We start from the raw sequence: 22,225 nt of genomic DNA, 5'->3' as shown, positions 1-22,225 counted from the left end.
TGGCTACTTGATTTTCTTTTCATCTAATAACTTTGTAAGTTCATCAACAAAGGTATTTAAATCTTTAAACTGACGATAAACACTGGCAAAACGTACATATGCCACCTCATCTAGCAACTTCAATTTTTCCATGATCAATTCCCCTATTCTCTTAGAAGGAATTTCTCTTTCCAAATCGTTATGTAATGAACGTTCAACTTCGTCAATCATCCTTTCAATCATTTCGATAGAAACCGGACGTTTTTCACAAGCTCTGATCAGTCCATTGATAAGTTTCGGCCTATTGTAAGACTCACGTGTGCCATCTTTCTTAACAACGATCAATGGTATTTCTTCAATCTTCTCATAAGTGGTGAAGCGGTTTTTACACTTGGTACACTCACGGCGACGACGAATCACATGACCTTCATCTGTTGGTCTAGAATCAATTACTTTTGATTCATCAAACTCACAATAAGGACATTTCATAAATTGCCTCCTTTAACGTTTCTTCCTTAAGAAAGTCGGAATGTCAAAGTCACTCTCATCTTCTGTCTTCTCTACTTGTTCTACGACTTCTTCTTTAACTTCTTCTACTGGTTTCTTAACTTCTACTTCTGCTTCTTTTTTCTGCTCTACTTGTGGCAACTTAGAATAAAGAACATCGTCATTGTCAAAACCTGTTGCAATAACTGTTACTCTAACTTCACCAGCCATTTTTTCATCTAAGGCAGCACCGAAGATGATGTTGGCTTCTGGATCTGCAATTTCTCTAATAAGTTCAGCAGCTTCATTAACTTCTAATACACCAATATCTGCACCAGTTACATTTAATAAAACACCAGTAGCGCCACCAACAGTTGTTTCTAAAAGTGGTGATGTAATAGCTGTCTTAACAGCATCGATGATGTTGTTGTCACCAGCCGCTGTACCAATACCCATATGCGCCAAGCCTCTTTCAAACATAATTGTTTTAACATCAGCAAAGTCAAGGTTGATAAGGCCTGGGATGGCGATCAGGTCTGAAATACCCTGTACACCTTGTAATAAAACTGAATCGGCAATTTGGAATGCCTCAATCATAGTTGTTTTCTTTTCAGCGATTTGTAATAAACGGTCGTTTGGAATAGTTACCAAAGTATCCACTTTATTTCTTAATGCTTCTATACCTGAAATGGCATTTTTCATTCTTCTCTTGCCTTCAAAGCTAAATGGCTTTGTGACAACAGCAACTGTTAAAATACCCATTTCTTTTGCAATTTGAGCAACGATTGGTGCAGCACCTGTACCAGTACCACCGCCCATACCAGCAGTAACGAAAACCATATCAGCACCTTGAAGGGCTTGATATATATCGTCTCTAGACTCTTCAGCAGCCTTAGAACCCACTTCAGGGTTAGCACCAGCGCCAAGACCTCTTGTTAATTTCTCACCAATTTGAATTTTATATTCAGCCTTCGATGTAAAAAGTGATTGCTTATCCGTGTTCACAGAAATAAACTCAACACCTTGTAATTTAGATTCAATCATACGATTCACAGCGTTGTTACCGCCGCCACCTACACCAACAACTTTTATCTTTGCAAATTGTTCCGTTTCGATATCATATTCAAACAAACTAATTGCCTCCTTTTATAATCCCCAGTCTATATTTTCAATAGCTTTTTTTGCGTAAAAAGCCACTCTTTTACCTATTTTTTTCATTATACCATAAAAGATTTATAATGTTATGGCATTTTCATAATTTTATTGACATTTTTCAATATATCTAGTAGGTTAGCAAAAACTAACGGCTACATATTGTGTCTAGAAGATCTAAACTTCTCTATCATATCACGTCTGATTCTTGCCAAGTTGTTGAAAAGTCTCATACCAAAGGCAAAGATTGCAGCGTAGTATAACGGAATACCTAAAAGGTCACCTGCATATGCTAAAGACATTGCAATAAGAGAGTTTAAAATAAAGCCCGATAAGAATATTGCCGAATCGAACTGTTCTTCAATATTGGCCCTAATAGCACCTATTACAGAGTCAATGGCTGCCAGTATACCAACTGACAGATAGAGAGAATACCCTCCGGCTATGGTTAAAGGCACGTATAGGCCTATACCAAAGCCAACCAACAAACCAACAATTGCACCAATCATTATTGACCACCTTCTTCATAATATCTCATATAACCCGATCTTAGATCACCGTTATATTTATCAATCCTAACAGAAATACTTGTATTAACATCTACAAAGAGCCCATAATCTGATAAAAAGTCTGCATAAGAAGACGGGGCAGTTATGGCTGCTTCTAGATATTTTCTATTGCCTATGGCCTTAATGACATAAGGCGCAGACATTTGTTCACCATTTATCTTTACTGTAGGTCCAACACAGATAATCTCAGTCGACAGATAAACAATTCTTGTATCATTGATTGAAATTGCTTCTGCACCTGCTTGTCTGAGTTCATCTACAATGATGTTGATGTCTTGATCGTGCACAAGGACATTGTTGCCTGACTCACCTTGAATGAGTTCTCTATCCGCATCATCGATGATCACAATAACACCCGGTCCTTCTACATCTGTTATGTTGACAAACTTTTCTAAATCTTGCCGCCTTTTTTCAAGTTGCACCACAACATCCGTATCATCAACCTGACGATTGTAGAGTTCTATCTGTTCATTAAACTGGGCAATAGACTGCTTGAGCTGCTCAACTTCTGCCCGCTCTTTCTCTACAGCCTTTACCGTTTCCTGCAGGTTGACTACCCCCACATGCTTGACACCCTTAGAAAGGACACGCACCTGAACAGTTAATAGAAGACCAAACATCATAAATAAGATAAAGAGTCTTTTATCAAACAATTTCATCTTATTCACCCTTTATAGTCTCTACATACTCAAAATTAATAAGGCCATGGTATCTTGGGATAATGACTTCATCTAGGACCTTTACATCTACTAAAAGATTGGCTTCTCTTAATCTTGTTACCTGTCCATATCTAAAAGTTAAGGCACCCTCTAAGGCATCTTTTTTGCCTATGGCCTTAATCACCAGTGGTGTCGTTTGAGGGACAAAGTTGACATTAATCGAATTACCAGCTGCCCTGATTTCAGAGATGGCTATGACTCTTTGCTCATTAATAGAAATCGCTTCTGCACCAGCAGCATTTAAGTCATTGACAAGCTTTAAAACTTCATCGTAATAGTTCACCACACTGATATCGGTTGTGTTTTGATCTGCAGGTGGATTGTCTATGGTAACAACAATTCCTTGTCCAGATACATCGGTCATACCAGCTAGTATTTCATACTCTCTTATGGTATCTGTTAAATTCTTAATAATGGCATTGTCTTTAGAAGCTGACTCCTCTATTTCAAGAAGGGTTGTTCGTGCAGCGTCTAATTCTACCAAAAGCTGTTGTTTTTCTTCTTTTAAAATAAAAAGTTCATTGGTAAGATCTGTTTGCTTTTTAAATAGGGAATCACCGCCAGCAAGCGAATCTTGGAAAATCTTATACTGTAAGGCTAAAATAATACCAAGGGCCACACAGACGATGCCTATTGCAATTTGATTCTTTATCTTCATATCTACTCCTCAAATGGATCGAATGTCGGATAGCCATCATGAAAAACCTTGATAACACCGGAGTATATACCATCCTCCTGTAGTTTTTCATAAACACCAACCATCTTATTAAAACGCTCTTCCATGTTATCACCATCACCGAACTCAACTCTTAAGTTGTCATTGACAGAAAGAAAAATCTTGTTTTCTTCTATGGTGATAGCAGGTTGCTCTAAAGCATCGTAATTCATAATCATAAAGGCTAAAAACATAGCATTTTCTAATATATAACGATGATTGTCTTTGATTTCACATCCTATGTTAAAGTTTTCAAACTTATAACCATGGATTGGATAATAACCACTTGTTGAAGAAGCAACTTCCACAACAACCAGTTCCTCATCAACCAAGAGATACTGTTCTGACCATTCAAGGGCCACTACAGGCATACGCTCGTCGACAACAATCTCTAACCGGTCAGGAAAGACTTTTTTTATAACGCCAGTTTTCACTTTTGGATAGGCTAAAAGTTTTTCATCCAGTTCATATTGGTTCAACTTAAAGAAATGCAGTTCATCTGTTAAAAGGTAGTCTTTAAGCTCATCTTCTGTAATCCTCATATTCCCCATAACACTGATGTCTTTTATTATAAATACATCTGTCTTCTCATAGACATAGTAGCCCATATAAACGAGTACGCCAATTAATATTAAAACAAAGAAGTTTCTGACATAATGGGTTTTTCTTCTCATTACATATTCACCAAATTCCTTATCGAATCTACAATTTCCTTAGTTGCATAAGGCTTAGCAAGGCCCTTTGCATTGATTGACATGGTTTCTAAATGATCTTTATTAAAGAGGTGTTCCTCTACAATTTGATAGATGGTATTCTCTTTAATATCCGATTCCTTTAACATGATTGCAGCACCGTGTTTTTCATAAACTTTTGCATTATGTTCTTGATGGTTATGCGCCACATTAGGTGAAGGTATTAAAATTGATGGAATACCTACCAGGGCAATCTCAGATAAAGATAGAGCACCTGATCTTGAAATCATTAAATCTGCAGCCACCATGTACTCCGGCATGTTATAGACATACTTCATCACTTTGATATTGTCTTCTAATACAAGACCCTTAGAAGATAATTTCTCCATAAACTCATCGTAGTATCTCTTACCCGTTACATGGATGACTTGAACATCCTTACCATTGTACTTTTCTATAACTTCCATAGCTGCATCATTGATGCACATAGCACCACCTGAACCGCCAACTGAAAACAAACAAGGTTTGTCAATTTGAAGTTTTTTTCGACAGATTTCCTTATCTAAATTAGAAAAAGCATTTCTAACAGGATTACCTGCCACTTCTAAATGGTCTTTCTTTTTAAAGTATGTTTCACTTTCTTCATAAGAAAGGACTACCTTATTTACAAATCTACTTAAAATTTTTACCGTAACACCAGGAATAGCATTTTGTTCATGAACAAGGGTCTTAATACCTCGCATAACCCCCTGCATCATAACAGGACCGGCCACATAGCCACCCGTTCCAACAATGATATCAGGCTTAAACTGCTTGATGATCTTACCAGCCTGGTGGTAACCTTTAAACATAACACCGAAGGTTTTAAGTGTATCTAAGCTCAGTTTTCTTCTAAAACCTTTCACTTCAACGGTCTTAAAATCATAACCCGCCTTAGGTACAACGTCCGCTTCTAAGCCCCTGTTTGTACCTACAAATAAGATATCTATTTTATTGTACTTCTTTTTTAATTCATCAGCGATTGATAGAGCTGGATAAACATGTCCACCTGTACCACCACCTGTTATTAATACTCTCATTTTCACCTTTCTAAACACCATCTGGATGGGCGCTTAAGTTTAAGACAATCCCCAAAGATGACAATAATATAAGTATAGACGTACCACCTGAAGAAACGAGGGGTAAAGTCACACCTGTTACTGGAAATAACTTAACATTTACCAGCATATGAATCAAGGCTTGGACACCAATCATAGTCCCCACCCCAGTCATTACAAGGGATGCATACCTGGATTCCGTTAAGAGCGACGCCCTGAAAATACGCCATAACATAAACATATAGCCTGTTATCAAAAGGACGCAGCCGAAAAATCCTGTTGTCTCTGCAACTGTTGCAAAGATAAAATCACTTTCCGCCTGGCTCATGGCATTCTTAGTTTGAAATGCCCTACCAGCACCAACACCAAAAACCTCACCTTCTGCTATAGACATAAGGGCCTGATTGGCCTGTGCTTCATCACCAGTCAAATCGGTATGTTCTGACCCTAGACCTGTGATTCTTTCCAAACGATATGGCGTTGAAATAATGGCCACACCTATCAGCATGGCACCTATTAAAACAAGGACTACCAAATGTCTGAACTTAGCACCGGCTGTGAACATCATTACACCCAATATCAAGCAATATATAATGGCTGAAGACAAGTCAGGCTGAATAACAATTAAGAAAGCACTGACACCCCCAAATAGGAGTATATTGATCCATGCATTTTGATACTTTCTATCACTAGAAGTGAAATTCTCAAGTATCTTAGCAAAATACAGGATTGATGCCAGTTTTGCAAACTCAGCGGTTGCAAATGAAAAGGAACCTATCATCAACCATCGGTTGGCACCATTAAGATTAGGACCAATTATTTTAGTCAAAAGGAGTAAAAGAATGGAACCCATCATAATTGCAGGTGACAGCTTCTTGATGATTTTTACCTTAAAGAAGATAAAGAAAACAAGTGCCCCCAACGCTATGAATAATTTTCTGAAGTCTGACAAAAAACTGGTCAGAGGACTGTTAGATTCATCGAACATACTGTTGTAGTATGTCGCACTTAAAACCATATAGATGCCAAAGAATGTAATGGCTATGGTAATCAAAAGCAGTGCATAGTCAATTGTATCTTTTTTCTTTAATACTTCTCTAGACATGACTTGAAATGTTCACCTCTCACTTCAAAACTAGGATACATATCCCAGCTCGCGCATGCTGGTGATAATAATAAAATATCACCCCTGTCGCCTATCTCAAAAGCTTTTTCTACAGCTTGGTCCATAGTCTCTACAAAAATAATTTTATCAAAACCAGTCTTCTTCGCTGCTTCAGCTATTTTTTCCTTGGTTTCACCTAATAAAATCAATGATTTCACATGTTTAAAATAAGACACAAACTCATCAAACTCACTGCCCTTGTCCATACCACCAGCTATTAGAAGCGTTGGTGATGTCATGGCCTTTACAGCAACTATAGAAGAATCAGGGTTTGTTCCTTTTGAATCGTTGTAACATTTAATGCCTTGATGAGTACCTACATATTCTATACGGTGGGCAACACCTCTAAAAGCATCAATGGCCTTATGCATGGCTTCAGTTGAAACCCCCGCCAGATAGGCAATCCCTATAGCTGCTAAAATGTTTTCTAAGTTATGGTCACCTGGCACATGTATAAGGGATAAAGGCAAGAGTTTAATCTTACCATTAAAATCAGCTACAATATGGTCATCTTCAATGTAGAAACCTTCCTTTAAAGGTGACTTAGAAAAATAAATGACTTTAGACTTAAAGCGACTCGTATCTAAGTCTCTTGTGCCTTCGTTGTCGTAGTTGAGAAGCAGATAATCATCGGATGTTTGATTTTCAGCTATACGACACTTGCTGTCTATATAGTTTTCCATGGTCTTATGTCTGTTCAAGTGATCAGGTGCAAAATTTAAGATGGCTGCAATGTGTACTTTAAACTGATCGATTGATTCTAACTGAAAAGACGAAACCTCTGTTATCAGATGACTCTTTTCAGTCGTTTCTAAAGCAACTGATGCAACTGAATTACCAATGTTACCTACAGCATAAGCATCGCATTCTCCTGCTTTGAAAATCTCATAAGTCAAAGTAGTAGTCGTCGTTTTACCGTTGGTTCCTGTGATACCGTAGAAGCGACCTTTTGATAAAAGGTAACCCACTTCTAAAGCACCGATAACTTTCATCTTAGATTTTGCCTCTAAAACAAATGGCAAATCAGTGGGTACACCAGGACTTAAAACCATGATGTCATAGTCTAAAGACGATGGTGGTCCACCAAGGTCTTTTTTAACTTCAAAATCAATTTCTATATCAGCTTTTGAATCGTTAACCGTTACATCAGCACCTGCTTCAATCAAAGCCTTTGCAGCCGAAATACCAGAACGCGCCATGCCTACAACAATTATTTTTTTATCCTTAAACATTACATTCTCCCTATCAAGCTAAGCATACCTAAAACAACACCTACAAGTGTTACGAGTGAAAAGTTTCTTACTATCTTTGTTTCATGCCAACCACTTAACTCATAGTGATGATGAAGGGGCGACATCTTAAAGACACGCTTACCTGTCTTCTTAAAATACAAGACTTGTATGGTAACAGACAAGGTTTCAGCAAAATAGATCACACCTACAATAGGAATCAAAAGTAAGGTATTTGTAAAGATGGCCAGCGATACCACTGCTCCACCTAATGCAAGTGAACCGATATCACCCATAAAGATTTTGGCTGGATATCTGTTAAAGAAGATAAAACCTACCAAACCACCTATTAATGATGCTGCAAATATTGCAGCAAACTGCATATCAAACTTAATACCTACAAAAACAAAGAAAGCCATAACAAGTACAGTTACTGAACTTGATAAACCATCTACTCCATCTGTTAGGTTGACAGCATTGGTTGTAGCAATAACAACAAATAAAACAACAAATGCTTTTAACCAACCAAGATCCCAATAGATGTTTGTAAAGGGAATCCATAGTTCTGGATTTAAGTATGTTGCAAACAATGCCAGTGGTAAAGCAATCATCAACTGACCTATTAATTTTTCTCTAGATTTTAAACCTTCATTGTGTTTTCTTATAACTTTTCTGTAATCATCGATAAAACCAACTGCGCCAAATAGGATGGTTGCCAGTATGGCTGCAATCAACTCTGGTGTGACTGCCTCTAAAAAGAAGGCACTGACAAGTGTCATTAATATAGCCGGCACCAAGAAGATAAATCCACCCATGGTAGGTGTACCAGTCTTTTTATGGTGAGACTCAAGGCCTTCTTCTCTTACGACCTGTCTAACAGACAGTCTTTTAAAATACTCTATGATCATAGGTCCAAGTAGGACACTAAGGATATACGTAATCAGGGCAATAAGGCCCATACTAGCTAAGATTATTCTCATGCTTTCCTCCTAAAAAATCTACAATACGTGACATACCCATACCAAACGAACCCTTTACCAGTATGGTTGAACTATCTAGATGCTTGTCTATAAATTCATAAAGCGCATCTATATCACTAAAATGATAGGCATGATCATAACCCAATGATTCTGCTTTTAATTTTATATATTCACTATCTTTACCAAATGTCATCAGCATATCCATTGGATGTGCTGCAAGATACTCTCCCACGGCCTCATGAGAAATCTTAGAAAAGTCACCGAGTTCCAAGACATCACCTAAGATAGCAATGGTCTTACCCTCATAGTTGTTAAGGACATCAATTGCAGAAATCATAGATTCCTGACTTGCATTGTAACAGTCCGAAATGATGCTCGACCCTTTTTTACCTTGTAAAATCTCAAGACGTTTATTGGTCTCCACAAAATCAGATACCAACTTGCAAGCATCAGACACTTCAACGCCCATTTCAATTCCAACAGCTATGGCAAGCGCTGAGTTGATGATATTGTGTTTGCCAAGTACATTCAGTTCAACTGGATGACAGCCCTTATAATTAAAATCGTAAGTAAAGCAGCCGTCTTCTTTCATTAAAACTCGACTGATTGTCATATCAGATCCAATTCTAAGAGTCTTAAAAGAAGTAGAACCAATGCGCTTTAAGAAGTTATCCTCTTCATGAATGATCAGTGTATCCTCATCTCTTAAGTAAGAGGTTATCTCCATTTTCGCTTGGAAAATATTTTCTCTAGATCCTAAAATACCGATATGAGATGTACCGATGTTTGTGACCACAGCTACATGAGGTCTTGCAATTTCAGCTAAGACCTCTATTTCCTTAAAGTGGTTCATCCCCATCTCTAGTACAGCAAGTTCATGCTCCATAGTCAAATCAAAAATGGTCAAAGGCATACCGATATGGTTGTTAAAGTTACCCTTGTTTTTATGTACAGAGTACTTATTTTTAAGTACATGGTAAACAAATTCTTTTGTAGACGTCTTGCCAACACTTCCTGTGATGCCAATGGTCTGAACCCCTGTTTTTTCAAGGATATACTTAGAGATCCTATGGAGTGTTTTGGTTGTGTTGTCTACAAGTATTAAAGTCAGATCCTTTAAAGCCTCCTGGTTGGCATAATAATAAGCTCTTTCACAGAAAGCAATCTGAACACCAGCTTCAAAGGCATTTAAGATAAACTTATGGCCATCATGGACTTCACCTAGAATAGGCATGAAATAAGCCTTTGGATCAACTTTTCTTGAGTCTATTTCTATTCTATTAAAAAGAATATTAACAGAAGGGTTAATGAGTACGCCTTCTGTTATCTTTAGCATTTCATTTAAATTAATTTCTATCATAATCATCCTCTCAAATCCATCACTTATTATAACATATATTGATGGTCTATGACAGAACTAGTCTTTTATTTCAAGCAGAATCAAAGAACCTGATTCTCTTAGAGAACCACCCTTTGGATATTGGTTGATAACTATGTTTTCTTCTGTGTATGTTTCATCTGTTACTACCTTGTATGTCATGCCTGCAGCTTCAATCAAATCCTGAGCATCTTCAAGCTTTAAGCCAAGCACATCTGGTACTTGGTAATAAGAAACGCCTGTTGTCATATCTTTTTCAATTTCTAGATAATCAAGTGTGTCAACTAGGATATTTTTTGTAATCGGACCCGCTACCTGGCTACCATAGATATTGTCTTGCGGTTCATCAACAACCACATAAACAAGAATTTCAGGGTTGTTGATTGGAGCAACTGCAACGAATGAGGCAATGGCTTTTTCACCAGAATACTCACCATCTACAACCTTTTCACTTGTACCTGTTTTACCACCAATTCGGTAACCTGGAATCTGTACAGCTTTACCAGATGCATCTGTTACAACATACTCCATGATTTCACGCATTTGCTGAGATGTAATTTCAGAAATTACCTGACGTCTAACTTCTCTTACAGCCTCATAAGTAATCAAGCCTTCTTCATCTACAACACGTTTAACCATATGAGGTTCTAATAGATAGCCGCCATTAACAGTAGCAGCAACTGCTGTTGCAACTTGTATAGGTGTTTGGGCAATACCATGACCGAATGTCATAGTTGCAAGCTCCGTTTCACCCACTCTATCAAACGGGAATGTTAAAGGGTAACCCTCAAAAGGTAAATCTATACCCGTCAACTCTTTTAGTCCGAAATCTTCATAATACTTATAAAAAGTTTCCTTGCCAATCATTTGACCCAATCTTACAAAAACAGGGTTACATGAGTTACCAACAGCTTCAGTTAAGGTTTCCTTACCATGAGACTGAGGATAAAACCAGCACTTGATATTTCTATCAGCAACTTGAATGTTGTTACCTTCATTAAAAACTGTATCCGGTGTAGCAACAGACTCCTCTAAGGCAATGGCTGCAGTAATCAGCTTGAGAGTTGATCCAAGTTCATACCTAGACTGAATCATGTCATTTGACCATGTATTAAAGGTCAGCATGTTTTTATCATAGGAGTTAAGGTCTGCGGTTCTTTCTTCTGGCATACCTACCAAGTCCATAGATGTCGGATCAAAAGTTGGATAAGAACCCATACCTAAAATCTCACCATTGTTAACATCCATTACTAAGGCATGGACTGCCAGTGGTTGATGTTCTAAAAATGCAGCTTCCAGTGCTTGTTCTACATAGTGCTGAATAACTGCATCAATGGTTAGATAGACATCCGACCCGTCCACTGCTGGAACTTCAACTCTTTCATTATATACAAGTTCTCTATTTTGCTTATCAGCCTGGGTTATAACCTTGCCATCTGTCCCAGTAAGAGCATCTTCCATCTGATACTCAACACCATATTTGCCTGAGAATCGTTTGGTTTCATCATCTACAGCCACCCTACCAAGCACATCAGCTGCCAATGATTCATTAGGATATACCCTGGCGCCTACTTCATCTAACCACAAGTAGTTATGATAAATTGTATCAATACGTTTGTACTGAGCCCTAGTGGCTTCTTTAGTCACCACCATGTGTTTGCTTCCATCTTTTCTTGTAGCCAAGATTTCTTCATTAGTCATATCTAAAACTTCAGCAAGATGACTTACTAGATCATTAAAATCTTCTGGATGAATGTTAGCAACATTGGCAATGGTCACCTTGTAATTGGTTACTGAAAAGGCAAGCTTGTTGCCCTTTCTATCAAGGACATCGCCACGTTTATATTCGATTACTTTCTCAAAATACTTATCATCTGCAACCATGTCTCTTAACATTTGACCCTGATAGACATTTATATAAGCCAGCCTTGCTATTACGCCTGCAAAAATGATCATCAAAACGATAAATATAAAAATTGTTTTCCCTCTAATACTCTTATCCATAGGTCCTCCATCATATCACCCCATAAAAATAAGGGCTAGTGCCCTTTATCTTCTGATGCTGAAAAATCATAACCGGTATTATAATAAGCATCTCGGGCATCGTCCAAAGAATAATATCTACTTGTTTTAACGGTTTCAACCTTACCGTCTTTCTTTCTGACCAACCCAAGCTTTTCCTTCGCTTCTTGTTCTATATTCACCATATCTCTTTTTTGTTCAAACTCATATTTAACTTCTTCTATGGCTTGTTCTAATCTTGCTATTTCTCTTTTATAAGAGTCTTCCTCAATCTTAAGTTGAGCAAGTTGTGTTTCACGAATCAAAGGCATTAAAAGCAGGCCTAAGATCACCAAACAGTAAACAATACTTGTCACAATACCAAAGGCATTACAAATAATACTGCCTTTTTTCTTGCTTGTGACTGCCTGTGGTTTCTCTTTAGGCGCATCATTAAGATAAGCTTTTGCTAAAGACGCAGTTTCTTGTCTCTCACTATATGAATTGTCATACATGCGTTTAGCTGCTTCCATGCGGCCTCCTAGATTCGCTTCGCTACCCTCAACTTAGCTGACTTAGATCTAGCATTCATCTCTAGCTCCTTCTGAGATGGTAAAATAGGTTTCCTTGTGATCACCTTTAACTTAGGTTTGTTGTTACACATACAAACCGGTAACTCCGGTGGACAAATACATCCTGTTGCTAATTCCTTATATGTCTGCTTTACTAATCTGTCCTCTAAAGAATGGAAAGTTATAATTGATATTCTACCACCCTTGTTTAACACTGAAGTAATATCTTCAATGGTTTGTTTGATAATTTCCAGTTCACCATTTACTTCGATTCTAATGGCCTGGAAGGTTCTTTTAGCAGGATGGCCACCTTCTTTTCTAGCCCCCGCTGGAATGGCACGGTAGATTAAATCCACCAATTCTAGTGTTGTTTCAATTGGTTTTTCTTCACGCTGTTCACAAATGAACTTGGCAATTCTTCTAGCCCAATTTTCTTCTCCGTACAATTTGAAGATTCTGTTTAAGTCATCTTCTGAATATGTATTAACGACCTTATAAGCATCTAAGTCGCTTCTTTGATCCATCCTCATATCTAAAGGCGCATCAAATCTGTATGAAAAACCTCTGTCCGCTTCATCTAATTGATGCGACGATACACCCAAGTCCATCATCATACCGTCAATCTTATGAATCTCCAGTTTTTTTAATACTTCTAATATATTTGAGAAATTATCTCTGACAGGCACAAACTTATCACCATATTCTGATAATCTTTCAGATGCAGCCTTTAAGGCATTCTCATCTTGATCGATACCTATAAGCTTGCCTGTTGTTAATCTTTTTAAAATTTCTTCAGAGTGACCACCGCCACCTAAAGTGCCATCTACATAAATACCATCAGGCTTAATATCAAGTCCATCAACCGTTTCTTTTAACAGTACACTGATATGTTCGAAATTCATTTGTCCTCCTAGATTCCTAACTCTTCCATTTGTTCAGCAATTTCATCGTAATTCATATTTTCAGGAGAATTGTAATCTTCCCAAGCATCTTTCGACCAGATCTCTAATCTGGTACCAACACCAATGATTACAACTTCTTTTTCAATTTCAGCATGTTTTCTTAATGTAGATGTTATGTTAATACGACCTTGTTTATCTAATCCATAGTCCATTGTACCTGCAGAGAAAAAACGGCTAAACTTACGTGCAGCAGATTTTGTGAGTGGTAAAGACATTAACTTTTCTTGAAATTTTTCCCATTCGTCAGATGGAAATACAAACAGACATTGATCCAGACCTCTGGTCACGTAGAATTTTTCTCCTAAACCTTCTCTAAACTTGGCTGGGATAGACATTCTACCTTTATCATCGATGTTATGGTTGTATTCTCCAAAAAACATATGACTTCCCCACTTTGATGTGTATTTACCCACATCTCCCCACTTTGTACCACTATTTAGATTTATTTTACCTTTTTTTTTATTCCTATTCAAGGGGTTTACATAAATTAGGTGTGTCTAAAGCAAAGTATTTTCAACACTTGCAAGAATTTTGTGCAATTTGTGGGGCAAATGTGGTATAAAGTGGGGCAAAAAATAAAAAAGACCCCCTACATGTAGTAGGTGTCTTCTCTAAAAAATTTATGCAACTTTTTTTGCATTTTTTCCTTTAATATAAAGGATTGCCACGCCTAGAAGAGCTAAAACGATTGAAATCAACTGAGCTACCCTGATAGGACCTAGGTATAAAGAGTCTGTTCTTAGTCCTTCTATGAAGAATCTGATGATTGAATACAAGATCATGTACCATGCTATCTGCTGACCATCAAACTTCTTAGTCTTTCTCATTTTAAATAAAATGAAGAAGATTATGAAGTTACCAAGTGACTCATATAAGAATGTCGGATGTACCTTAACACCATCTACCATGATACCCCAAGGTAAATCGGTCGGACCACCATGAGCTTCCTGGTTGATAAAGTTACCCCAGCGGCCAATGGCTTGACCTAAAATTAGTGAAGGTGCAACAATATCTAACCATTTCCAGAAGTCTAGTTTCTTGACTCTAGAATAGATCCAGAAAGATCCAACTGCTGCTAAGACACCACCGTGTATGGCAAGACCACCTGATCGAATGTTGATGGCTTCCCAAATGGTATCATACAAATCTAAATTAAATAATACATAATAAAGTCTTGCACCAATGATTGCACAAGGCAGTGCAATGATTAAAATGTCTAAAAGTGTTTCTTCTTCAAAACCTTGTCTTTTTGCTTCTTTCATAGCGATATAAGCACCGATTAACATACCGCATCCTATAAGGATGCCATACCATCTGATACTGATACCGAATATTTCAAATGCTACTGGATTCATTTCTACTCCTTTTTATCTAAGTTCCATCTATTTGACAATAGACACTGTACTATATTGTAAATCAAAATGCTCTAAAAATCTATCCTCCACTTCGTCAAAAGTAATATTTTCTAGTATTTCTAAATAATCAAAGAGCTCGATGCCCTTCATATAATAATTGACAAAGGTATTGGCGATGTACTTGGTCGAGTTAAACGAAGATAAGTGTCTACCTATCATCTTCTTTCTAATACGTTCAAAGTCATCTCTAGAAAGACCATGTGCTTTCATATAATCAATTTCATCAGAAATCTTTTCTTTCAAAAGCTTAGGTTGTCTTGTTTCAGCACTGACTGCTGTATAACCAAATGTTCTACCATATGAAAAGTCACATGAAAAAGACTGGTTAATAAGACCACTTTCATAATGCTTTTCAAAAAAAGCAGATGATTTACCAAAAATCATATCCGATAAAACTTTTGAGATCAGGCCTTTTTTAAGTCTAGCTTTGGTATCTGAATAAAACACCCTGTCTTTGATACCCATATAGAATATAGGCATTGGCATCTCAAAGTCTTCTTCATGAAAATCTCTAACCACATGATTAGGTTCATCTGGCAAGACAATTTTCGGTGCACTCGGTCGACTTAAGAAATTCCTGCACAAGTTCTTCTTTATAATAGAAACAATTTGGTCGACATCTACATCACCTATCAAGAAAAAGAACATTCTGTCTGGTGTATAAAACTTGTTGTAGCAAGTTTCAAGTTGATCTTTAGTCACCGATCTTACAGAACTTTCAGTGCCTCCGATATCAAACTGAATCGGATGTTCATGGTAGAGACCTTTAAGCATATTCATAAAGGCACGCCACTGTGGCTGGTCATCATACATCTTCAGTTCCTGTACAATAACATCCTTTTCTTTCTCGACACTTTCATCAGAAAGCTTTAACTCACATACAAAAGAAAGGAGTTCAGAAATACACTCTTCTACATTATCAACAGTAGAAAAAGTATAACAAGTTGCAAAGTGATTGGTAAAGGCATTAACTGAAGCACCTAAATCAGCGAACTTGTCAAAAGTATTTTCTCCTTCATCTTCAAATATCTTGTGTTCTAAAAAATGAGCGATGCCTAAGGGCATTTCATAAGACTTACCGTCTTTTTCAAACTTGTTGTAAAGAGAACCATACTCAGTTGAGAAAAAAGCATGGGTTTTCATATAACCCTTTTTAGGTAAAACATATATCTTAAAACCATTGTCTAAGGTCTCTTTATAAAGGGATTCGTTTAATAAGGGATGGTAAAAAATCATTGGCTACCTCCATTAATAAAGTAAATCGTATCTAAGGTCATCTGTTTATATATAGACATAACATCCTCTAAATCCACATCTTCAAACCTGTCAACCATATCATCTAGAGAAAATTTCTTGCTCAAATCACGATCAAGCATCTCCGTATAGAAGAAGTTGATAAAAGAGTTTGGAAAATCCAGTATAGACCTAACCGAAGCAATCATAGCATCTTTGGCATGAATCAAATCATCAGCTGTGATTGTTAGATTTTCTAAACAAGAGCCAATTAAAGCCACCACATGATCGTAGTTTTCAGATTCTATACCTGCACCAACAAAAACATTGCCTTTAAACTTATCAGACTTGGTATAAACGTAATAACATAAGCCGTGTTCTTCACGTAAAAGTTTAAAAAGCTTGGAGTTTGGTCCCCCACCTAAAATATGAAAAGCAAGGATTGATGCTTCATATAAAGGATGAGAAAATGAATACGGTGTATTGTAACCCAGTACCAATTTCCCCTGTTTTACATTTAGCTCTTCATGTATAACCTTTAAGTCATCTGTTTTATGACGGTCATTTAAACTGACCACAACCGGACCGGCTTCTATTGGAAGACTTCTAAGCTTTGACTCAACCACATCATAGTCTATGTCACCCATTATGCTTATATCTACCTTAGACGAATCGATGATTTTCTTATAGTGTAAGTAAAGATCTTCATTTGTAATTTTTTCAATGCCTTCTACATCACCATAGACATAATTGGCATAATTCTCACCTTCATACATATACTCAATACATCTTTCAAGGGAATAAGACATCTTATCATTGATGCGGCCTTCTATTTCATCTATCAAATGGGCCTTTTCTTGTTCGAAGTATGACTGCTTAAAGCCACCATTTTCTATAAGAGGATTAAAAAGAATTTCCTTGACCAAATCTATGGCATTATCAAATATATCCTTATCTAATATATGTTTTGGATCTGGAAACTGTAACTTAACTTGTAAGATATGGTGATCACCATATTTAACCACATCAGAAACCAAGATCATACCATAACAACTTTCTAAGTAGGTATTGAGTGATTTGGTTGTTTGGTAAGTCTTTGTCGCTCGTATCAAAATTCTTGATAACAGAGCATTCAAAGAGGCTTCTTCCTTATTTAATTGTCGTTTTATATAGACACCGATTAAATCGGTTTTGAACTTATCAGACTTTATCATATAACCACTTAAACGGTTATTGATAGATACTGTTTTCATTGATTGCATATAAATCTCCTAACTCAATGCTATTATAACACGATAAGTCATAATAGTTTAGCGTTTTGAATGGTTGAATTCAGTATATATATCATGTATAATTATTTCTGTATGAAAAATTCACTACGAGAGGAAGAAAAATAAATGAAATTAGGAATCGTTGGCTTACCAAATGTCGGTAAGAGTACATTATTTAACGCTATTACAAAAGCAGGTGCTGAATCTGCTAACTACCCTTTCTGTACAATAGAACCAAACATGGGTGTTGTAACTGTACCCGATCATAGATTAAGTGTATTGAGAGATTTATATGACTCTAAAAAAGTTATCCCAACAGCAATCGAGTTTTACGATATTGCTGGTCTTGTAAAAGGTGCTTCTAATGGTGAAGGTCTTGGTAACAAGTTCTTATCTCACATCAGAGAAGTTGCAGCAATCGTTCATGTTGTTAGATGTTTCGAAGACGAAAACGTTATTCACGTAGACGGCAAAATTGGTCCTGCAAGTGATATTGAAACAATCAACTTGGAATTAATTTTCTCAGATGCTGAAATGATTGATAGAAGATTACAAAAGACTGTTAAAGCTCTAAAAGGCGACAAAACTTTAAAAGGTGAAGTTGAAATTTTAGAAAGAGTTAAAGAAACTTTAGACAATGGTCTTTCTGCAAGAACAATGGATTTAACTCCAGAAGAAACTGAGTTTGTTAAATCATTAAACCTATTATCGTTTAAGCCTATCATCTACTGTGCAAACATCTCTGAAGATGATATCGCTGAAGGCAACTTCGATAATGATTTTGTAAAAGAAGTTAGAGAACATGCTGCTACAGAAGATGCAGAAGTTGTTGTTGTATGTGCTAGAATCGAGCAAGAAATTTCTGAGTTAGATGAAGATGATAAGAAGGAATTCTTAGCTGAGCTAGGCCTTGATGAATCAGGTTTAGATAAGTTAATCAAGTCTTCTTACCACCTATTAGACTTAATCTCTTTCTTAACAGCTGGTCCTCAAGAAGTTAGAGCTTGGACAATCAAGCGAGGTACAAAAGCACCAGGTGCTGCTGGTAAAATCCATACAGACTTCGAAAGAGGTTTCATCAGAGCTGAAACTATCGCATTCAACGATTTACAAGAACACGGTACAATGGCTGCTGCCAAAGAAAAAGGTTTAGTAAGACTAGAAGGTAAAGAATACATCGTTAATGATGGTGATGTAATCCTATTTAGATTCAACGTATAAAACACACAAATCAACAAACCCGCTAACACTGTAATAGCAACAGTTTTAGCGGGTTATTTTAAGTCAAATATCAAATTGGTGTAGTAGGAATTGAACTGATAAAAGTCAACTATTTAAACTCCTTGACTAACGGTGTCTAACTTCTATTGGCTTAGCGAAATTCTAATGATTCAATCTAATGCTTCACTGATAAACTTGAAATGATATCCGATAGCTATTTACTAATAGCGCACTAAATCTTAAACTTTACACCTGTCGCTTTTTCACTTGTACGCCATAACATTTTGATATTTTTATGGTCATTCTCAAATGGTTCAGGTGGATTTGGTACTGCTTCTCCTTTGTTGCCCGAGTTTTTAGGACCATATAGAACACCTGATTTGGCATCTGTAGCCATCATGCCAGTAATAAGCCCCATAGCTCCATCTTCAGCTGATTGAGACTGGAATGTTGACATAACTCTCATAACTACTTTCAGACCAAAACCTAACTGCATATGGCTCCAGAGGTTAGTCCCAGACCAACCAGGGTGAGATCCTACAGCTCTGACATTAGATTTTCTTGCCTTCAGTTTATCAGCTAAACCGTATGTGAAAACAGCATTTGCAAGCTTAGTTTGCATATAGCGTTCCATGCAACCACCAGAGCTAATCTTTAGTTCATTACCTCCAAGGTTTCCACCATTCTTACCAAAATATCTTTCTTCCAATTTATTATTTGGAGTATGGAGGCGCCCAAAACTGCTTTGATTAACGATACGAGCATCACCATTTGCCTGCGATTCTGCTTCAAGTAGGGGGAATAATTCTGCCGTGAGTAAAAAGTGACTCAAATGATTCGTTTGCATTTGTTTGTCATAACCATCTACGGTTGCTTCATCTGGAGTTCCCATAATGCCCGCATTATTAGCAAGACAGTAAATTCTGTCATATTTCTTTTTTATCTCATAAATTGCCTTTCTAACACTGTCAAATGATTGTAAGTCACATTCGACGTTGACAAATTTGCCTTTGGGAACTGCTTCTTTAAGTGATCTCATCATAGTTTCTGTACGCTTAGATTTACGGTTTAGTAACACTACTTCACCACCATGTTCGGCAGCAGTGCGAGCTGCAACATACCCAGTACCACTAGTCGTACCTGTAATAATAAAGACTTTTCCATTTACATTCGGAAGTCCTTGATTGAACTCCTGATACAATTTAGTTCTAGCCATAATACCCTCCTTAAGATTTTGAGTTATACCATTCAATCATTTGCTGTGGATTTTCAGAGTAATATGTGTAACCTCGGAAACGCTGCTTCATTCCTTCAATCCAAAAAAGCTTCTTGTCATTAACAGGTATAGCATCATAAATCGCTTGTACATCATCAGGTGTTGTCATTGTATCTTCTCTTACCTGTGTCACAAATGTTGGCATAGATACAAATTCTGCATCTGTACGAGGGGTTACATCATCTCCTCTGAAACCCCATATTTGACGATAGTACTTTTCATATAACTCAGGACCTTTTTTAGGCATTCTTAGCATATTAGAAATAGTTTGTGCCGTTACATCACTAGAAAGTGGCTGAATCAACATCATAGATTTTACATCTTCAAATGCTTCTGGATGTCTACGCATAGCCACTAGAGTAGCATTACCACCAAGACACACACTATGAAGATGAATATCCATCTCTTTTGTATCTTCTCTATTACGAATATAGTTGAGAGAACCAATTACATCTCGGTAGCCAAAAAGACCAACATTATATCCACCATTGTGTGATTGTCCACTTAGTCCATGATTTCTCAAATCATAAGCAAAAACATTATAACCGGCTTCAGTCAGTGCTTTGTATTTTGGAATAAAGTTAACTTCAAATCCACCGAAATTACGGTAACCTCTAAGATGTCCAGCATAGCCATAACGGTTTCCTGGGGAAAAGTGGTTACAGATGACCACTTTACTAGATTTTGTTGTAGCAGGCATATACCACCCTTCTAGGGTAACACCGTCAGGGGCCTGAAAGTAAACTTCTTCATAATCCATTCCATAATCATCAGGTCTCCTAAGCACTGGAGTTCTCATTGCTTGTCCTGCAAATTTAACTACACGTTTCATTATAAAATCACTAATCATATTAATTCTCCTTTTCCGTTTCCTTTTCGAGTGTTGATTCTTGTCTCAATGGTAACGGAAATGGAAATGATTATACATATTCAGATTAAGGATATAATTATCATTTTTCCTTAATATTCATAGGAATCCTTAAAAATGATAATTTCATCAGCAATCCAGATAAGCTTGTTATTATTCTGTATGATATAATTGATATAGAACAGGAGGCGAATTATGGAAACAATCATTTCAATAGATAGTATTACCCAACTTCACGAAATATGTGGATATGAAAAACCTACACATCCTTTAGTTACTGTGATGGATATCAGTAAAATCAATCCAGTTCAGGAGAAAACGAATGTCAGAGTTCGTCAAGGCTTCTATGCCATATCAATGAAATCTAACGTTGAAGCAGGCATGGAGTATGGACGACAATACTATGATTTTCAAGAAGGTAGTCTTGTTTTTGTAGAACCAAACCAGATCGCCACCTATAACATTACAACTAAAGGTAAAGAAGCTGAAGGTTGGTTACTTTGTATTCACCCTGAATTTCTTAGAGGTAGCGAACTTGCAAAGAAGATGGATTATTACACGTTTTTCTCATATGATGCACATGAAGCACTTCATGTTTCAGAAGTAGAAAGGAATACACTTAACAACTTGGTAAAGTCCATTCAAAATGAAATAACACAAAATATCGATCACTTCAGCAGAGACCTGATTATCAATAATTTAGAACTCATTCTAAATTACAGTAATCGTTACTACAGCCGACAATTTCTAACTAGAACAACTAAAAATAAGGATGTCATCACAGAATTTCACAACTTACTAAAAGATAGATTTCAATTAGCACAATTAGAAGAGCAAGGGATTCCATCAGTAAAAGAATTAGCAACTTCTCTTGGTTATTCTCCATATTATCTAAGTGATCTTCTAAAAAAAGAAACAGGAAAAGGGACCAAAGAATATATACAGGAGCATTTATTAGCTAAGTCTAAAGATCTACTAATCAGTTCTGAAGAATCTGTCGCTAATATCGGTTATCTACTTGGCTTTGAATATCCTGCAAACTTCTCTAAATTCTTTAAGAATATGACAGGCATTACACCAAGTAAATATCGTCATGTTAATTGATGGAAATAACAAAACTGATAGATTACACCCTGTAATTCATTTAATAACATCACCCAATACTGATTGACCAATATATTCTAAGCACACTCCCACACATCTAGGAATTAATAAGTACTAACAGGTAACCACCTACTACACCCA

22 protein-coding genes are annotated in these 22,225 nt (G+C 36.8%); 2 read left to right on the top strand and 20 right to left on the bottom strand.

The window, feature by feature from the left end:
- Positions 1 to 3 precede the first annotated feature (3 nt).
- The 18 genes from nrdR to EZV73_RS21865 all read right to left on the bottom strand — a co-directional run bounded on the left by nrdR (position 4) and on the right by EZV73_RS21865 (position 17,606).
- Positions 4 to 468 (bottom strand): transcriptional regulator NrdR, encoded by a 465-nt coding sequence (nrdR, locus tag EZV73_RS21950; RefSeq protein WP_240842588.1) that lies wholly within the window; start codon positions 466 to 468, stop codon positions 4 to 6.
- A 12-nt stretch (positions 469 to 480) separates the two neighbouring features.
- Positions 481 to 1,596, bottom strand: a complete 1,116-nt coding sequence (gene ftsZ, locus EZV73_RS21945; protein WP_240842587.1) for a cell division protein FtsZ — start codon at positions 1,594 to 1,596, stop codon at positions 481 to 483.
- 176 nt (positions 1,597 to 1,772) lie between these two features.
- Positions 1,773 to 2,126: a small basic family protein gene (locus tag EZV73_RS21940; protein WP_240842586.1), complete on the bottom strand. Its 354-nt coding sequence runs from the start codon at positions 2,124 to 2,126 to the stop codon at positions 1,773 to 1,775.
- A complete protein-coding gene (locus EZV73_RS21935; protein WP_240842585.1) occupies positions 2,126 to 2,845 on the bottom strand; it encodes a DUF881 domain-containing protein in 720 nt (239 codons plus the stop codon). The genes EZV73_RS21940 and EZV73_RS21935 overlap by 1 nt, the downstream gene beginning before the upstream one ends.
- A gap of 1 nt (position 2,846) precedes the next feature.
- Complete coding sequence (locus EZV73_RS21930) at positions 2,847 to 3,563, bottom strand: DUF881 domain-containing protein (protein ID WP_240842584.1); 717 nt, start codon at positions 3,561 to 3,563, stop codon at positions 2,847 to 2,849.
- A 2-nt stretch (positions 3,564 to 3,565) separates the two neighbouring features.
- Positions 3,566 to 4,294 carry a cell division protein FtsQ/DivIB gene (locus EZV73_RS21925; RefSeq protein ID WP_240842583.1) on the bottom strand — a complete coding sequence of 243 codons (729 nt, stop codon included), beginning with the start codon at positions 4,292 to 4,294 and terminating at the stop codon, positions 3,566 to 3,568.
- Complete coding sequence (gene murG / locus EZV73_RS21920; protein WP_240842582.1) at positions 4,294 to 5,391, bottom strand: undecaprenyldiphospho-muramoylpentapeptide beta-N-acetylglucosaminyltransferase; 1,098 nt, start codon at positions 5,389 to 5,391, stop codon at positions 4,294 to 4,296. Before murG ends, EZV73_RS21925 begins: the two co-directional genes overlap by 1 nt.
- 10 nt (positions 5,392 to 5,401) lie before the next feature.
- Positions 5,402 to 6,514 carry an FtsW/RodA/SpoVE family cell cycle protein gene (locus EZV73_RS21915; protein WP_240842581.1) on the bottom strand — a complete coding sequence of 371 codons (1,113 nt, stop codon included), beginning with the start codon at positions 6,512 to 6,514 and terminating at the stop codon, positions 5,402 to 5,404.
- Entirely contained in the window at positions 6,496 to 7,806 is a 1,311-nt protein-coding gene (gene murD, locus EZV73_RS21910; protein ID WP_240842580.1) for a UDP-N-acetylmuramoyl-L-alanine--D-glutamate ligase, read from the bottom strand. Before murD ends, EZV73_RS21915 begins: the two co-directional genes overlap by 19 nt.
- On the bottom strand, positions 7,806 to 8,783 hold the full coding sequence (gene mraY / locus EZV73_RS21905; protein ID WP_240842579.1) for a phospho-N-acetylmuramoyl-pentapeptide-transferase: 978 nt from the start codon (positions 8,781 to 8,783) through the stop codon (positions 7,806 to 7,808). The genes murD and mraY overlap by 1 nt, the downstream gene beginning before the upstream one ends.
- Complete coding sequence (gene murF / locus EZV73_RS21900) at positions 8,764 to 10,143, bottom strand: UDP-N-acetylmuramoyl-tripeptide--D-alanyl-D-alanine ligase (RefSeq protein WP_240842578.1); 1,380 nt, start codon at positions 10,141 to 10,143, stop codon at positions 8,764 to 8,766. Before murF ends, mraY begins: the two co-directional genes overlap by 20 nt.
- 57 nt (positions 10,144 to 10,200) lie before the next feature.
- Complete coding sequence (locus EZV73_RS21895; protein ID WP_240842577.1) at positions 10,201 to 12,165, bottom strand: penicillin-binding transpeptidase domain-containing protein; 1,965 nt, start codon at positions 12,163 to 12,165, stop codon at positions 10,201 to 10,203.
- Positions 12,166 to 12,200: 35 nt separating this feature from the next.
- A complete protein-coding gene (locus tag EZV73_RS21890; RefSeq protein ID WP_240842576.1) occupies positions 12,201 to 12,695 on the bottom strand; it encodes a hypothetical protein in 495 nt (164 codons plus the stop codon).
- An 8-nt stretch (positions 12,696 to 12,703) separates the two neighbouring features.
- Entirely contained in the window at positions 12,704 to 13,636 is a 933-nt protein-coding gene (gene rsmH, locus EZV73_RS21885; RefSeq protein WP_240842575.1) for a 16S rRNA (cytosine(1402)-N(4))-methyltransferase RsmH, read from the bottom strand.
- 8 nt (positions 13,637 to 13,644) lie between these two features.
- Positions 13,645 to 14,076 (bottom strand): division/cell wall cluster transcriptional repressor MraZ, encoded by a 432-nt coding sequence (gene mraZ / locus EZV73_RS21880; protein ID WP_240842574.1) that lies wholly within the window; start codon positions 14,074 to 14,076, stop codon positions 13,645 to 13,647.
- A gap of 240 nt (positions 14,077 to 14,316) precedes the next feature.
- Positions 14,317 to 15,051 carry a prolipoprotein diacylglyceryl transferase gene (gene lgt / locus EZV73_RS21875; RefSeq protein ID WP_240842573.1) on the bottom strand — a complete coding sequence of 245 codons (735 nt, stop codon included), beginning with the start codon at positions 15,049 to 15,051 and terminating at the stop codon, positions 14,317 to 14,319.
- A gap of 27 nt (positions 15,052 to 15,078) precedes the next feature.
- Positions 15,079 to 16,347 carry a pitrilysin family protein gene (locus EZV73_RS21870; protein ID WP_240842572.1) on the bottom strand — a complete coding sequence of 423 codons (1,269 nt, stop codon included), beginning with the start codon at positions 16,345 to 16,347 and terminating at the stop codon, positions 15,079 to 15,081.
- Positions 16,344 to 17,606 (bottom strand): pitrilysin family protein, encoded by a 1,263-nt coding sequence (locus EZV73_RS21865; RefSeq protein WP_240842571.1) that lies wholly within the window; start codon positions 17,604 to 17,606, stop codon positions 16,344 to 16,346. Before EZV73_RS21865 ends, EZV73_RS21870 begins: the two co-directional genes overlap by 4 nt.
- Positions 17,607 to 17,741: 135 nt before the next feature.
- On the opposite strand from EZV73_RS21865, the gene ychF reads away from it, so the two are divergent.
- Positions 17,742 to 18,836 (top strand): redox-regulated ATPase YchF, encoded by a 1,095-nt coding sequence (gene ychF, locus EZV73_RS21860; protein ID WP_240842570.1) that lies wholly within the window; start codon positions 17,742 to 17,744, stop codon positions 18,834 to 18,836.
- Between the two features lie 232 nt (positions 18,837 to 19,068).
- Here the strand turns inward: ychF and EZV73_RS21855 are convergent, their stop codons facing one another.
- Both EZV73_RS21855 and EZV73_RS21850 read right to left on the bottom strand, forming a co-directional pair.
- Positions 19,069 to 20,052 carry an SDR family NAD(P)-dependent oxidoreductase gene (locus EZV73_RS21855; RefSeq protein WP_240842569.1) on the bottom strand — a complete coding sequence of 328 codons (984 nt, stop codon included), beginning with the start codon at positions 20,050 to 20,052 and terminating at the stop codon, positions 19,069 to 19,071.
- Positions 20,053 to 20,062: 10 nt separating this feature from the next.
- Complete coding sequence (locus tag EZV73_RS21850) at positions 20,063 to 20,962, bottom strand: alpha/beta hydrolase (protein WP_240842568.1); 900 nt, start codon at positions 20,960 to 20,962, stop codon at positions 20,063 to 20,065.
- 213 nt (positions 20,963 to 21,175) lie between these two features.
- Between EZV73_RS21850 and EZV73_RS21845 the strand changes: the two genes are divergently transcribed.
- Positions 21,176 to 22,084, top strand: a complete 909-nt coding sequence (locus EZV73_RS21845; RefSeq protein ID WP_240842567.1) for an AraC family transcriptional regulator — start codon at positions 21,176 to 21,178, stop codon at positions 22,082 to 22,084.
- Positions 22,085 to 22,225: the final 141 nt, after the last annotated feature.

Origin of the sequence: Acidaminobacter sp. JC074, from assembly GCF_022496765.1 — a bacterium.
Classification (GTDB): Bacteria; Bacillota; Clostridia; order Peptostreptococcales; family Acidaminobacteraceae; genus JABXKX01.
Note: the sequence above shows the minus strand (reverse complement) of the source record. Positions and strands in the feature narration are given on the sequence as shown.